The 12,857-nt window shown below is 70.7% G+C and carries 10 protein-coding genes; 7 read left to right on the plus strand and 3 right to left on the minus strand.

From position 1 onward, the window contains the following. Genes Mth01_RS26710 through Mth01_RS26735 form a run of 6 tightly spaced genes read left to right on the plus strand, consistent with a single transcriptional unit; the run spans position 1 to position 7,573 of the window. A complete protein-coding gene (locus Mth01_RS26710) occupies positions 1-1,017 on the plus strand; it encodes an ABC transporter permease (RefSeq protein ID WP_204018720.1) in 1,017 nt (338 codons plus the stop codon). Continuing rightward, positions 1,014-1,895 carry an ABC transporter permease gene (locus Mth01_RS26715; RefSeq protein ID WP_204018721.1) on the plus strand — a complete coding sequence of 294 codons (882 nt, stop codon included), beginning with the start codon at positions 1,014-1,016 and terminating at the stop codon, positions 1,893-1,895. Before Mth01_RS26710 ends, Mth01_RS26715 begins: the two co-directional genes overlap by 4 nt. After that, positions 1,892-2,725, plus strand: a complete 834-nt coding sequence (locus Mth01_RS26720) for an ATP-binding cassette domain-containing protein (protein ID WP_239090034.1) — start codon at positions 1,892-1,894, stop codon at positions 2,723-2,725. The genes Mth01_RS26715 and Mth01_RS26720 overlap by 4 nt, the downstream gene beginning before the upstream one ends. Next, entirely contained in the window at positions 2,722-3,705 is a 984-nt protein-coding gene (locus Mth01_RS26725) for an ABC transporter ATP-binding protein (protein ID WP_204018722.1), read from the plus strand. Before Mth01_RS26720 ends, Mth01_RS26725 begins: the two co-directional genes overlap by 4 nt. A gap of 2 nt (positions 3,706-3,707) precedes the next feature. Further along, entirely contained in the window at positions 3,708-5,864 is a 2,157-nt protein-coding gene (locus Mth01_RS26730) for a hydantoinase/oxoprolinase family protein (protein WP_204018723.1), read from the plus strand. Then, on the plus strand, positions 5,861-7,573 hold the full coding sequence (locus tag Mth01_RS26735; protein ID WP_204018724.1) for a hydantoinase B/oxoprolinase family protein: 1,713 nt from the start codon (positions 5,861-5,863) through the stop codon (positions 7,571-7,573). The genes Mth01_RS26730 and Mth01_RS26735 overlap by 4 nt, the downstream gene beginning before the upstream one ends. 35 nt (positions 7,574-7,608) lie before the next feature. Here Mth01_RS26735 and Mth01_RS26740 read toward each other — a convergent pair whose 3' ends face one another. Beyond that, positions 7,609-7,980: a DUF742 domain-containing protein gene (locus Mth01_RS26740; protein ID WP_204018725.1), complete on the minus strand. Its 372-nt coding sequence runs from the start codon at positions 7,978-7,980 to the stop codon at positions 7,609-7,611. Continuing rightward, on the minus strand, positions 7,977-9,986 hold the full coding sequence (locus tag Mth01_RS26745; protein ID WP_239090035.1) for a sensor histidine kinase: 2,010 nt from the start codon (positions 9,984-9,986) through the stop codon (positions 7,977-7,979). The genes Mth01_RS26740 and Mth01_RS26745 overlap by 4 nt, the downstream gene beginning before the upstream one ends. 182 nt (positions 9,987-10,168) lie before the next feature. Between Mth01_RS26745 and Mth01_RS26750 the strand changes: the two genes are divergently transcribed. After that, positions 10,169-11,803, plus strand: coding sequence for an ABC transporter substrate-binding protein (locus tag Mth01_RS26750; RefSeq protein ID WP_204018726.1), 1,635 nt, complete (start codon positions 10,169-10,171; stop codon positions 11,801-11,803). A gap of 96 nt (positions 11,804-11,899) precedes the next feature. Here the strand turns inward: Mth01_RS26750 and Mth01_RS26755 are convergent, their stop codons facing one another. Next, on the minus strand, positions 11,900-12,361 hold the full coding sequence (locus Mth01_RS26755) for a hypothetical protein (RefSeq protein WP_239090036.1): 462 nt from the start codon (positions 12,359-12,361) through the stop codon (positions 11,900-11,902). Positions 12,362-12,857 lie beyond the last annotated feature (496 nt).

Here is a 12,857-nt window from a genome sequence, read left to right on the forward strand (position 1 = left end):
ATGTCGCGGTACCTGATCCGCCGGCTCGGCCAGGCCGCCCTGGTCGTGGCCGGCGTGGTCACCCTCACCTTCGTGATCATGCGGTTGGTCCCCGGCGACCCGGCCGTCGCCTACGCGGGGCCGAGGGCGTCGCCGGCCGAGTTGGCCGCGGCGCGGCAGCGGTTCGGGCTGGACGACCCGCTGCCGGTGCAGCTGTGGAACTACGTTCGCGACCTGGTCACCGGTGACTGGGGCGTCAGCCTGCACACCAGGCGGCCGGTGCGCGACGACCTGTTCCTGGCGTTCCCGGCCTCGCTCGAGCTGGTGGCGGCGGCGCTGGTCATCGCGGTGGCGGCCGGGATCCCGCTGGGCGTCGCCGCCGCCCGCCACAAGGGACGGCTGCCCGACCTGTCGATCCGGCTCTCGTCGATGCTTGCCGTGTCGGTGCCGGTGTTCTGGATGGCCCTCGCCCTGCAGACGATCTTCAGTAGCGGCCTCGGCTGGTTCCCGATCGCCGGAGAGTACGACACGGGCCTCGACCAGACCAGCCCCCTGCGGGTCTACACGAACATCACCGCCGTTGACGCCCTGTTCACCGGCAACTGGCCGATCCTCACCAGCACCCTGCACCATCTCGTGCTGCCCGCGCTGGTCCTCGCGGCCTACCCGACGGGTGTGATCGCCCAGATGACCCGGGCCGCGCTCATCGAGGAATCGGCCCGCGACCATGCCCGGATGGAACGCGCCCTCGGATTCGGGGAGACCGCCGTGCTGACCCGTTTCGCCCTGCGCCCGGCGCTGAACCCGGTGCTCTCGCTGATCGCGCTCGTCTTCGCCTACTCGATCGTGAACGGATTCCTCGTGGAGGCCGTGTTCAACTGGCCGGGTCTCGGCCGGTACGCCACCGACTCGATCCGCACCCTCGACACCCCGTCGATCGCCGGGGTCACGCTGCTCGTGGCGGCGCTCTACGTCCTGGCCAACCTCGCCGTCGACCTGCTGCAGGGTGTGATCGACCCGAGAGCGAGGGCCCGATGACCGCGCCGGTCGTCCCCGACGCCGCGGGCGCCGCCACGCCCGCGTTGCGCCGTACGCCGCTGAGGTGGCTCGTGGGTGTGGACCGGCTGGCCGTGGCCGGGGCGGCGCTGCTGGCGCTCATCGTGCTCGCCGCGCTGCTCGCCCCGTGGATCGCCCCCCATCCCGAGGACGGCGGTTCGGCCACCCATCCGCTGGAGGCCCTGCTGCCGCCGAGCGCCGAGCACTGGTTCGGCACCGACCAGGTCGGCCGGGACGTGCTCAGCCGGGTCCTGTACGGCGCCCGCACCTCGCTGCTGATCGCCGTCGCGGTGCTGGCGATCTCGGGCGGGGTGGGCGTTGTGCTCGGTGTCGTCGCGGGTTATGCCGGAGGCTGGGTCCGAGATGTGATCATGCGGGTGACCGACGTGTTCCTCGCGTTTCCCGCGCTGCTGCTCTCGCTCGCGCTGGCCGTGGTCCTCCAGCCGAGCGTGACGACCGTGATCGTCGCCATCGCGGTCACCTGGTGGCCGTGGTACGCGAGGCTCACGGCCTCGGTCGCCGCCTCGGTCGCGACCCGGGCGTTCGTCGACTCGGCGCGCTGCCTCGGCGTGCCCGCCCCGCTGATCGTCTTCCGGCACGTGCTGCCGAACTCGCTGACGCCGGTGCTGGTCCAGCTCTCCCTCGACGGGGGCGGGGTGATCCTCACCGCGGCCGCCCTGTCGTACCTGGGGCTGGGCGCGCACGAGCCGACCTCCGAGTGGGGCCTCATGGTGCAGCAGGGACAGTCGCTGTTCACCACGAACTGGTGGGTGGTGACGTTCCCCGGACTCGCCATCCTGATCACGGCGTTCGCGTTCAACGTCCTGGGCGAGGGGCTGAGAGCGAGGCTGACCCGATGAGCCGCGCCGAAGAGAGCCCGATGGGGAACGGCACGTTGATCAGGATCAGGGGCCTCGTGGTCCGGATCGGCGACCGAGTGATCGCCTCCGTCCCCGAGCTCGATGTCGGGTCCGGCGAGTGCGTGGCGATCGTCGGCGAGAGCGGCTCGGGCAAGACGACGACGCTGCTCGCCGCGCTCGGCCTCGTCGGTGACGTCAGCGACCTCGGCGTCCGAGGTGTCGATATTTCCGGAGAAATCACTGTCTGTGGGGTGGACGTGGTGGCGGCCGGTCCCGGCGAGCTGCGCGGCATCCGCGGTTCGCGGGCCGCCCTCGTCATGCAGAGCCCCCAGGCCGCCCTCAACCCCACCATGCGGCTCGGCACGCTGATGCGCCGCGCGCTCGCCCGGCACGGCGTCAAGGGCGCGGCCGCGCGGTCCCGGGCCGAGGAAGCCGTCAAGGCGGTGCTGCTCGACCCGGAGATCATGCGGCGCTACCCGCATCAGGTGTCCGGCGGGCAGGCCCAGCGGTTCGCCATCGCGCTCGCCCTCGCCCTCGGGGCCGAGATCGTGCTGGCGGACGAGCCGACCAGCGCGCTCGACGTCACCGTGCAGGCCGAGGTGGTCGCGGTGCTGCGGCGGCTGCGCGACGAGCGCGGCCTGGCCGTACTACTCGTCTCCCACGACCTCGCCCTGGTCTCCACGATCGCCGACCGGGTGCTGGTGATGCGGGACGGCGCCGTCGTGGAGAGCGGCCCAGCGGCGGAGCTGTTCGACCGGCCGCGCGACGCCTACACCCGGGAACTGGTCGCCGCGGTGCCCGCGCTCCCGAGTCGCGAGGAGGAGAGATGAGCGTGCTCAGCGCGGACGCGGTGACCCTCGCGTACGGCGCGGCACCGGTGGTCCACGAGGTGAGCCTGGCCGTGGACGAGGGCGGTGTCGGGCTGATCGGCGAGAGCGGATCGGGGAAGACCACGCTGGCCCGGGCCCTGCTCGGCCTGCTGCGTCCCCGCTCGGGCACGATCAGGTACGGCTCCCGCGACCTGGCCGCGCTCGACCGGAGCGGACGCGCGGAGTTCCGCCGAGCCGTGCAGCCGGTCTTCCAGGCCGAGGCCCTCGATCCCCGCATGACCGCGGCGGCGTCGATCGGGGAGGCACTGACCACCCATCACCGCATGAGCCGTGCCGGCCGGCGGGCGCGGGTGGCCGAGCTGCTCGACGGCGTCGGTCTCGACCCGGCGCTCGCCGCTCGCCGGCCGCATCAGATGTCCGGCGGTCAGCGGCAGCGCGTCGCCATCGCCCGGGCCCTCGCCGTCGAACCGCGGCTGCTGGTCCTGGACGAGCCGACGAGCGCACTCGACGTCACCGTGCAGGCCAGGATCCTCGACCTGCTGGAGGGCCTGGCCGGCGGGCGGGGCCTGGGCTACCTGCTGATCACGCACAACCTCGGGGTCGTCGGCCGGCTGTGCCGTACGTCGCATGTGCTGTTCGCCGGGCGGGTGGTCGAGTCGGGACCGACCCGGGACCTGCTGGTCCACCCCGCCCATCCGTACACGCTGGCGCTGCGCGACGCCGTACCCCGGCTCGGCGGCGAGCCTCCGCGGGCGAGCGGCCGGACCGAGGCGGCGCCCGCCGCGACCGGCTGCCCGTTCCGGCTGCGCTGCCCGCTGGCGGTGGACCGCTGCCGGGACGAGGCGCCGGAGGCTCGCGAGGTGACCGGGCGCCGGGTCGCCTGTCACCGGGCCGAGGACGTGCTGGAACGAGCACTCGATGCGTCACGCTGGCGCGGCGGAACGGGACATCCTGCGCACCACATCCAGAAGGGGCACTAACCATGACAACAACGGTCATCGGAGTGGACGTCGGCGGCACATTCACCGACCTCGTCCTCCACGACGCGGCGACCGGCGAGATCAGGGCCGCCAAACAGCCGACCACGCCTCGGGCGCCGGAGCTGGGGGTGCTCGCCGCCGTGGACGCCGCGGTCCCGGCGGAGTCGCTCGCCCGCTGTGCTCATTTCGTACACGGCACCACGGTCGGGCTCAACGCGCTCCTCGAGTCCACCGGGCCGAGAGAATCAGGGCCGAGGAATCGCGAACCCGGGGTGGAGAAACCCGGGGTGGAGAAACGCGGGGTGGAGAAACGCGGCGCGGTCGTGGGGTTGGTCACGACGGCGGGCTTCCGCGACGTGCTGGAGATCCGCCGGGGCGACCGCGATGACCCCTATGACCTGTTCTGGACTCCGCCGCCGCCCCTCGTGCCCCGGCGGCTGCGGGTCGAGGTCGACGAGCGGGTGGCCGCGGACGGCGGCGTCGTCCGCGAGCTCGATCCGGCAGGCGTACGGCAGGCCGCCCGGCTGTTCGAGGCCGAAGGCGTGGACGCCGTCGCGGTCGTACTGATCAACTCCTACGTCGATCCCGGCCACGAACTGCGGGTCGCGGAGCTGCTCAGGAACGCCGGGTTCACCGGGCCGATCTCGCTGTCCCACGAGATCTCCGGGGAGTACCGGGAGTACGAGCGGACCTCCACCACGGTCGTGGACGCCATCGTGCGCCATCGGATGGGTCCGTACCTGCACAACCTCGATCGCGAGTTGCGGGCGCGCGGCTTCACGGGCAGGCTGCTCGTGACCCGGTCGGGGGGCGGTGCGCTGACGCTGGACGAGGCGGTGGCCAGGCCGTTCGAGACGATCCTGTCCGGCCCGGTCGCAGGCGCCGCCGCCACCGCGAGGCTGTCGGCCACACTCGGGATCGGTACGGCCATCGCCGCCGACGTGGGCGGCACGAGCTTCGACACCGCGCTGGTCGAGGATGGCAGGCTGCCGCTGCTGTTCCAGGGCGAGGTCGTCGGCCTGCCGCTGCAGAGCCCGTGGGTGGACGTACGGTCGGTGGGCGCGGGCGGCGGCTCGATCGCCTACGTCGACCCCGGCGGCCTCCTCAGGGTCGGACCGCGCAGCGCCGGCGCCGATCCCGGGCCCGCCTGTTACCTGCGCGGCGGGGCCGAGCCGACCGTGACGGACGCCGCGCTGCACCTCGGCCTGATCCCCGCGGGCCACATCTCCGGCGGGATCTCGCTGTCGGCGGGCGCGGCGGCCCGGGCGCTCGCGCCACTGGCGGGGCCGCTCGCGCTGAGCGGGACGACGGGGCCGCCGGGGCCGACCGGGATCGAGGGCGTCGACGCGGTCGCCGAAGGCGTCATCAGGATCGCCTCCGCCCACATGGCCCAGGCGGTGCGGGGGGTCACCGTCGAGCGGGGAGTGGATCCCCGCGGGGCCGCCATCGTCGCCTTCGGCGGAGCCGGGCCGATGTTCGGCTGCCTGCTGGCCGATGAACTCGACGTGGACACGGTGATCGTTCCGCCCAACGCGGGCAACTTCTCCGCGGTCGGGCTGGTCCAGGCCGACATCGTCCGGTCCGCCGCCCGCACACTGGTGCGCGCCCTGGACGGCGAGGCGCTGCCGGTGATCGAGCGGCTGGCGGACGCCCTTTTCGCGCGATTGACGGCGGTCGAGCGGCTGACGGCGGTCGAGCCCATGGCCGCCGACGACGTGGTTCGGGAGGTCGACCTGGATCTACGCCATCGGGGGCAGGAGCACACGCTGACCATCCCGCTGCGGCCGGGGGAGGACGACGTCGAGTCCATCACCGCCAGGTTCTCCGACGCCTACCATCGGACGTTCGGCCACCGGCTCCCCGACCCGCTCGAGGTGGTCACCGTACGGGCGACCACCAGGGTGGTGCTCGACGCGGACCGGCCGCCGGTGCCCGCTCCGGCGGCCGTCGACACGGCACGGAACGTGACTCGCCTGTGGTCCTTCCGGCGGCGGGCCTGGACCGAGGCTCCCGTGGTGCGGCGAAGCGCGGTGGACGGCCCGTTGGAGGGGCCCGCCCTTGTGCTGGAACCCACCGCGACGACCTACCTGGACGCGGGCTTCACCGCCGAGGCGCACCCGAGCGGCTGCCTGGTGATCAGACGGAAGGACGGCCGATGAGAGATCTCGTACGCACCCGATACGTCGAGGCGAACCCGGGGCTGGCAGAGGGAGCCGACCCGGTCACCACGGAGATCATCCGGCAGGGCCTGAACGCCGCGGCCGACCAGATGAAGCAGTCGCTGATCCGCACGGCCTTCTCCCCGATCATCTATGAGGCGCTGGACTTCGCCGTCGCCTTCTACGACGCCGACATGTGCATGCTCGCGCAGGCCCCGACGTTGCCCGCGTTCATGGGGACGCTCGGCTTCTGCGTGCGGGAGGCCGTCGACGGCGTCGGCGGGCCGGGGGCGCTGGGCCCCGGCGACGTGATCCTCTACAACGACCCGTACGGCACCGGCTCGCATCCGCAGGACGCGGCGATGATCGTTCCGATCTTCCACGACGACGTGCTGGTCGGCTACTCCGCGATCAAGGCGCACTGGCTGGACATCGGCGGCAAGGACCCCTACTGCACGGACACGATCGATGTCCACCAGGAGGGGACGATCTTCCCCGGTGTCAAGCTCTACGACGCCGGCCGCCTGGTCAGCGACATCTACCGGATGATTCTGGCCAACAGCCGGATGCCGGAGATGGTCATCGGCGACATCAACGCGATGGTGGCCGGGGCGCGTACGGGAGCCGAGGCGCTGGCCGCGCTGGTCCACCGCCACGGCCTCGGCACGTTCCGGCGGTCCGTCGCCCGGATGTACGCCCACGGCGAGGCGCTCGTACGCGGCTGGTTCGAGCGGCTGCCCGACGGCGTGTACCGGGCCTCCAGTGTGATCGACTCCGACGGGGTGAACGACGGACCGATCCCGTTCGGCGTCGAGGTCGCCGTCAGCGGCTCGTCGGTGACCGTCGACCTCACGAACTGCCCCGACCAGGTCGGCGGCCCGGTGAACTGTCCGCTGCCGTCGACGGTCGCGGCCGTCCGGATCGCGATCGCCTTCCTCGCCGGCGCGGGCGAGCAGCCGAACGAGGGCCATTTCCGCCCGCTGGAACTGGTCACCCGGCCCGGCTCGCTCTTCCACCCGGTCCGTCCGGCCCCGTGCTTCATGTACGGAATTCCGTCGGACCACGCCATCGAACTGATCATCCGGGCGCTGGCGGAGGCCGTACCCGACTCGGTGCCCGCGGCGAGCGGCGGCGACATCAACGCGCTCGTGTGGTGGGGGAACCGGGAGGCGACCGGCGAACCCTGGGCGGACGGCGCGCCGCATCCCGTCGGGCAGGGCGCCTCACCCTCCGGCGACGGCGCGAGCGCGCTGATGTACATCTCCGAGTCGGCGACCCGGTTCACGCCGGCGGAGGTCTGGGAGTCGCGGAACCCCTGGCGGATCGAGCGGCTGGCCCTGGCCGAGGACTCCGGGGGTCCGGGACGGCACCGCGGCGGCCTCGGGCTCGACCTGTCCTTCCGGGTGCTCGAGGACCAGTACCTTACGGCGGGCCTGGCCAGAACGGCACTCGAACCCTGGGGGCTGGCCGGGGGACTGCCGGGTCGGCCGAACCGGCTCACCGTGGAGTATCCCGACGGGCGGACCGAAGACTTCTCGCTCAAGACGCGGATCTTCCTGCCCAAGGGCTCGGTCGTGCACCTGCGCACCGGGTCGGGCGGAGGGTACGGCCCGCCTGCCGAGCGCGATCCGCTGGCCGTGCTGGCCGACCTGCGGGAGGGCTACATCACTCGTGATCACGCCGGGCGGCATTATCCACACGCGTTCTGAACGCGTTCTGGGGGATGAGCCGGCGCGGCTCCCCGTCACAGCGCGCGAAGCCCGCTGATGACCTCGCTCAGAATGCCGGCGTTGGGCAGCCGGGCCACGTTCGCCGGCGGGCGCACCTGCACGAGCCCCTGCTCGTGCAGGTCGCCCACGAGCACCCGTACCACGCCGAGCGGCAGGTCGATGGCGGCCGCGATGTCCACCACCGACCTGGGACGGGCGCACACGCTGAGGATCATCCACTGCTCGGGGCCGAGGCTGACCGGCGTGAGCCCGCCGGTCGCGGTCACGATGGCCACGAGGTCGATCGCCTTGTTGGACGGCTGGACCCGGCCGCGGGTCAGGGCGTAGGCCGGGACGACCGGCCCCGCCTCCTCGTCCAGCCACTGGTCCTGCGTGCGCTCTGTCACGATCCCTCCTCGCCCGGCTTGTCGGTGTTCTGGTCTCCCCGCCGGAGAGAGGCAAGGATGATGTGCTCAGGCGTGACCTCCTCCTCAGCCAGGAGCGTGAGGTCGGGGTCCTTCGGGACGACGATGAGGGTGGCTGGGATGAGCACGATGGCGGTGGTTCCTCCGTAGGGGGAGGGCCGGAGCGTCACCTTCGCCTCCCTGCGGGCGGCGAGTCTGGCGACGACGAACAGCCCCATTCGGTCGGTGTCCGCGAGGTCGAACTCCGGCGGGTCGGCCAGGCGCTCGTTGATCTCCGCGAGCCGGTCGGGCGCCATGCCCAGCCCCCGGTCCTCGATCTCCACGGCGAAGCCGGTTCCGACCAGCTCGCCACGTACGGTCACGGACGTGTGCGGCGGCGAGTAGACGGTCGCGTTCTCGATCAGCTCTGCGATGAGGTGGATGATGTCGGCCACCGCGGCGCCGTCGAGCGCGTGATCCTCCATCGGGAACACGTTCACCCGGGCGTAGTCCTCCACCTCGGCGGCGGCGCCGCGGACCACGTCGTACATCGGGATCGGCCTGCGCCAGGCCCGGCCGGGCGTCGCGCCGGACAGGATGATCAGGCCTTCCGCGTGGCGGCGCATGCGGGTCGTCAGGTGGTCGAGACGGAACAACTCCTCGAGGGTCTCCGGCTCGGTCGTGTGGCGCTGCATGCTGTGAAGCTGGGTCCGCTGCCGGTGCAGCAGTGCCTGGCTGCGCCTGGCGAGGTTGAGGAAGACCTGGCTGACACCACGCTGGAGACGGGCCTGCCCGATCGCGGCCTCGACCGCGGACTGCTGAACGGTGGAGAACGCCTGCCCCACATCCCGGATCTCGATGGTACGGCCGGTCGTCGTGAGCGCGGGCGCCTCGATCGTGACGTCGACGTCGTCCCCCCTCTTGAGCTTTTCCAGCACGCGCGGCAGCCGTACGTTGGCCAGGTCCAGCGCGGCCTGCCGCAGACCGGCCAGGTCACGGGCGAGGCGGGAGCCGAAGCGCAGCGAGATGAGGATCGAGGCGACCACCGCGAGGAGACCGCAGCCGCCGACGACGACGGCGCGCGCCAGGATCGAGTCGGCGATGGGCGCGGCGCGGTCGGCGAGGCGATTGCCGGCCTCCGTCTGCGCCTTCTGGAACGACTCGGCCAGTCGGTCGGAGGCGACCTGCCAGACCCGCTGATTGCGGGCGGTGACCCGAGCCCCCGAGATGATCCGCTCTTCCTGCAGCCGCAGCCGCTGATAGAGCGGCGTGGTGATCAGGTTGACGTGCATCTGCCGCAGGCCGGTGTCCAGCTCGGGCAGGGCCTGATCGATGAGGAAGCGACGATTGCCGACGAGCTGGGTGAAGAGCTTGCGCTCCTCGTCGGTCATGCCGCCCGACGCGGCGGCCGCGGCCTCGATGGCCTGCTCCCTGGTCAGCAACTCCTTGGCGTACCCCAGCGAGATCACCACACGTGACTGCTGGTAGATCGGGATATCGTCGATGATCGCCAGGCCGTAGTGCATCCGGTAGATGCTGTCGCTGACCAGGTTGTAGGTCTCGATGGCGCGCAGGCGGTTGGCCACGCCCTCGTCGATCTCTCCGCGGATCTCGTCCAGGCGGTCGAGCCCGGCCAGCATCTCGTCCACCTGGGCGCGCATGGCGGGCGTTGTCGCCTCCCGCGACGCGTCCGACAGGGCCAGCCGCCGGACGTCGTCCCGGGCCTCGTTAGTGTGCACCCGTTGGGTGTTCATATCGGCACGGCCCGCGTTCGCGGGGCGGCCGAGGTAGCGGGCCGACACGAGGCGTTCGCGCTGAAGTTCGACGATCAGCCGGTCGGCGGGCTGGCGCAGCGTGGTCCACAGGGTGTCGTAGGTGCGCAGGTGGAGACTGTCGCCGATGGTCACACCCGCTGTGACCACCCAGAGGGCGACCAGTGAGAAAAGCGGCACCAGGAGCAGGCCGATGAGCCTGATCCTGATAGGCCGGTCCCGCCTACGAGGAGGCATGGCACCTCGTCCCGATGTGGTGACATGAGCTTCGGGGAAGCCCTTGAGACAGCCAGAGAGGTTATCAGTGCGACGTGTCAAATGAGAGACGTGCGATGTGATGTCAGGAAATATCGCACCTAAACATGATCTTGCAGTAGCTTCGATCATGGTAACTCATGTCGGAAAGAAAGTCGCATCGGATGCGCCGTTTCCTTGTTTCGAGGGTCCTCGCCGTGCTGGCGGTGCTGGCCCTCGCCGGTTGCGGCGGCGGCGAGGTCCGCGACGGCTCGGCCCCGGCTGACAGTTCGATCAGCGGCTCCCCGGGAGGAATGCCCGCCACGAAGGATGCGACATTCGTCTACCTGGACAATCTCGACATCGTCACCGACTGGGACCCGGCGAGTTCGTACTCGAACGAGATCAGCGCGATGCAGAACATCTACGACTCGCTGACCGTCTACAACCCGCTGATCAAGCGGGCGGGTCCACGGCTGGCCGAGAGCTGGACGGCATCGCAGGACGGCAAGGCGTGGACGTTCACGTTGCGGAGCGGGGCCGTCTTCCACACCGGCCGACCCGTTGACGCGGACGCCGTGAAGGCTTCCATCGAGCGGACCAAACGCATGGCCGCTGGTGCCGCGTACATCTGGGACCCCGTTCAGAAGATCACTGTGCTCGACCCGCTCACGGTCCAGTTCACGCTCAAGTATCCGGCGCCGCTCGACCTGATCGCCTCCGCCGACTACGCCGCGTACATCTACGACACCGAGGCAGCCGGTTCCGGAGACCTCAAGAAGTGGTTCCAGCAGGGGCGGGACGCCGGCTCGGGGCCGTACACGGTGGCGAGCTGGCACAAGGGCCGGGAGAAGGAACTCGTCCTACGCGCCTTCGACGAGTACTGGGGCGGCTGGGACGGCCCGCACTACAAGAACGTCGAGTATCGCGTCGTCCCCAACCAGAACGCCGCCTGGCAGCTCCTGCTGCGCGGCGAGGCCAGCTTCGTGGAACGGCTCAATTCCTCGCTGTTCCGGCGGGCCAAGGCCACGGCCGGAGTCCGTACGCGGCAGGTGCCGTCGTTCCAGAACATGCTCGTGCTCTTCAACAGCGCATCCGGCCCGCTGCGGGACGTACGGCTGCGCAAGGCTGTGCAGAAGGCGATCGACTACGACGGGGTGATCGCGGCGCTGAAGGGAGCCGGCGACCCGGCGGCGGGTCTCGTGCCGGAAGGCCTACTCGGCCACGTGCCCGGCATGCGCCCGCGTCAGGACCTGGAGAGAGCGGAGGAACTCCTGCGGGAAGCCGGGTACGGCCCGGGCGGCCGGGAACTGCGCCTCACCCTTACGTATGCCGAGGGCGACAACGACGAACAGTTACTCGTCACGCTGCTCGTCAACGCTCTGAGCGAGCTGAACGTCAAGGTCGACGCAAGGGCCATGCAGTGGAACGCGCAGTGGAACCAGGCCAAGTCAGCGGACCCGGCCAAACGCCAGGACATCCTCGTCATGTACTGGTGGCCCGACTACGCCGACGCCTACTCGTGGTTCCTCAACGTCTTCCGTAGCGCCGATCCCGTGTCCTTCAACCTGACCTACCTGAAGAACAAGGACATCGACGAGCGGATCGACAAACTTCAATCACTCCTGGCCACCGACCGTGAGGCCGCCCAGAAGGAGTACGCCGGACTGCAGACCGAACTGATCGACAAACGCGCCGTCGTCGCCGCTCCCTGGGTGGTGAACTACCAGCGGGCCTACCTCGGCAACGTCAGCGGCTATGCCGACAACCCGGCCTATCCCAACGTCGTCTTCGTGCACCAGCTCATCCCGACCGCGTGACGACGATCCCCGTCTCGATCGGGGATCGTCGTCACCGGGTCGTCGCCGGGTCTGAGGAGGTCGAGGGAGAAGGGATGCCGAAGGAGAAGGAAAACGTCAACCTCTGAGCTTGCGGCTCATGCCCCCGCAGTAGCGGCTACCTGACTGGCGCGGTCCGCGCCTGCCAGGCTCATCCGCCCGCGGAGCCAAGGCCTGTGTCCGACCGGCATCAGAGAGGATGCGCTCAACGGGCTCTCCGGAAGGAAGCTGGGCGTGCTTGGCCAGCTCGTGCGCCAGCAACGTCAGCGGTGCGGGGTCCCCGGCCGCCTCCGCGGCCACGGTGGCACGGGCGGCGGTCAGCAGTCGCAGATAATAGGAGCGCAGCGTGACCTCCCGCATGCGCACCTGCTCCAGGTCGTCGAGCAACTCACCAGCCAGCTGAAGCAGGTCGCTGCCCGGGCGCCTGCCCTCGGCTGCGATGTGTGCACGAATGTCGTCGAACTCCGACCGCGTCATGATGGCCACCTCCACCGGTGAGAGTCCGGGCGGCCGGTTGGCGCCGAACGGAGACTCTCGCATGCTGTTCGTAACGCGGGGCGATTGCGGACGGCTTGACGTTGGGTTGCGCGGGGAGACGGATCCACGGAAGGAAACCGTCGGCGACCGGAAGCCCTCTCGTCGCGAGAACGTTCACCTGCATATCCGTCACCCCCTCAATCCTCCGCGCCTCGCCGGCGTGATCGCCGCGGCGCTATGTAGATGCTTGAGCGACGGATCTGGTTGTCCCAGGGGCTCGCACATTTTGCCGAAAATCCGGGCACGAGTTGGTGAACGCCTCGGTGAACGCGTCGCGAGGTGCGGTGGTCTCGGGCACGGTTGCTAGGCGACACTGGGGACAGCGGGGACCGTCGAGGTTCTCGCTGAAAGGGACCCGGCGGGGGCCGGGGGAATCTCGCCACCGGCCCCCGCCTCCTGTCCACGCCCGGGTGGAGCACCGCCGCGGGTCGGCGTGTTGTCGTCGCGGTGCCGACAGGTAGTGGACGTGACACGGCTTGGCCGTTGGATGGACGGTGTC

Source organism: Sphaerimonospora thailandensis, assembly GCF_016863115.1.
GTDB classification, from domain to species: domain Bacteria; phylum Actinomycetota; class Actinomycetes; order Streptosporangiales; family Streptosporangiaceae; genus Sphaerimonospora; species Sphaerimonospora cavernae.

Excerpts from the sequence above, each read along its gene's own strand:
- Mth01_RS26730 (WP_204018723.1), top strand. The coding sequence starts at position 3,708 with ATGACAACAACGGTCATCGGAGTGGACGTCGGCGGCACATTCACCGAC.
- Mth01_RS26715 (WP_204018721.1), top strand. The coding sequence starts at position 1,014 with ATGACCGCGCCGGTCGTCCCCGACGCCGCGGGCGCCGCCACGCCCGCG.
- Mth01_RS26745 (WP_239090035.1), bottom strand. The coding sequence starts at position 9,986 with ATGCCTCCTCGTAGGCGGGACCGGCCTATCAGGATCAGGCTCATCGGC.
- Mth01_RS26735 (WP_204018724.1), top strand. The coding sequence starts at position 5,861 with ATGAGAGATCTCGTACGCACCCGATACGTCGAGGCGAACCCGGGGCTG.
- Mth01_RS26710 (WP_204018720.1), top strand. The coding sequence starts at position 1 with ATGTCGCGGTACCTGATCCGCCGGCTCGGCCAGGCCGCCCTGGTCGTG.
- Mth01_RS26750 (WP_204018726.1), top strand. The coding sequence starts at position 10,169 with ATGCGCCGTTTCCTTGTTTCGAGGGTCCTCGCCGTGCTGGCGGTGCTG.
- Mth01_RS26725 (WP_204018722.1), top strand. The coding sequence starts at position 2,722 with ATGAGCGTGCTCAGCGCGGACGCGGTGACCCTCGCGTACGGCGCGGCA.
- Mth01_RS26755 (WP_239090036.1), bottom strand. The coding sequence starts at position 12,361 with ATGCGAGAGTCTCCGTTCGGCGCCAACCGGCCGCCCGGACTCTCACCG.
- Mth01_RS26720 (WP_239090034.1), top strand. The coding sequence starts at position 1,892 with ATGAGCCGCGCCGAAGAGAGCCCGATGGGGAACGGCACGTTGATCAGG.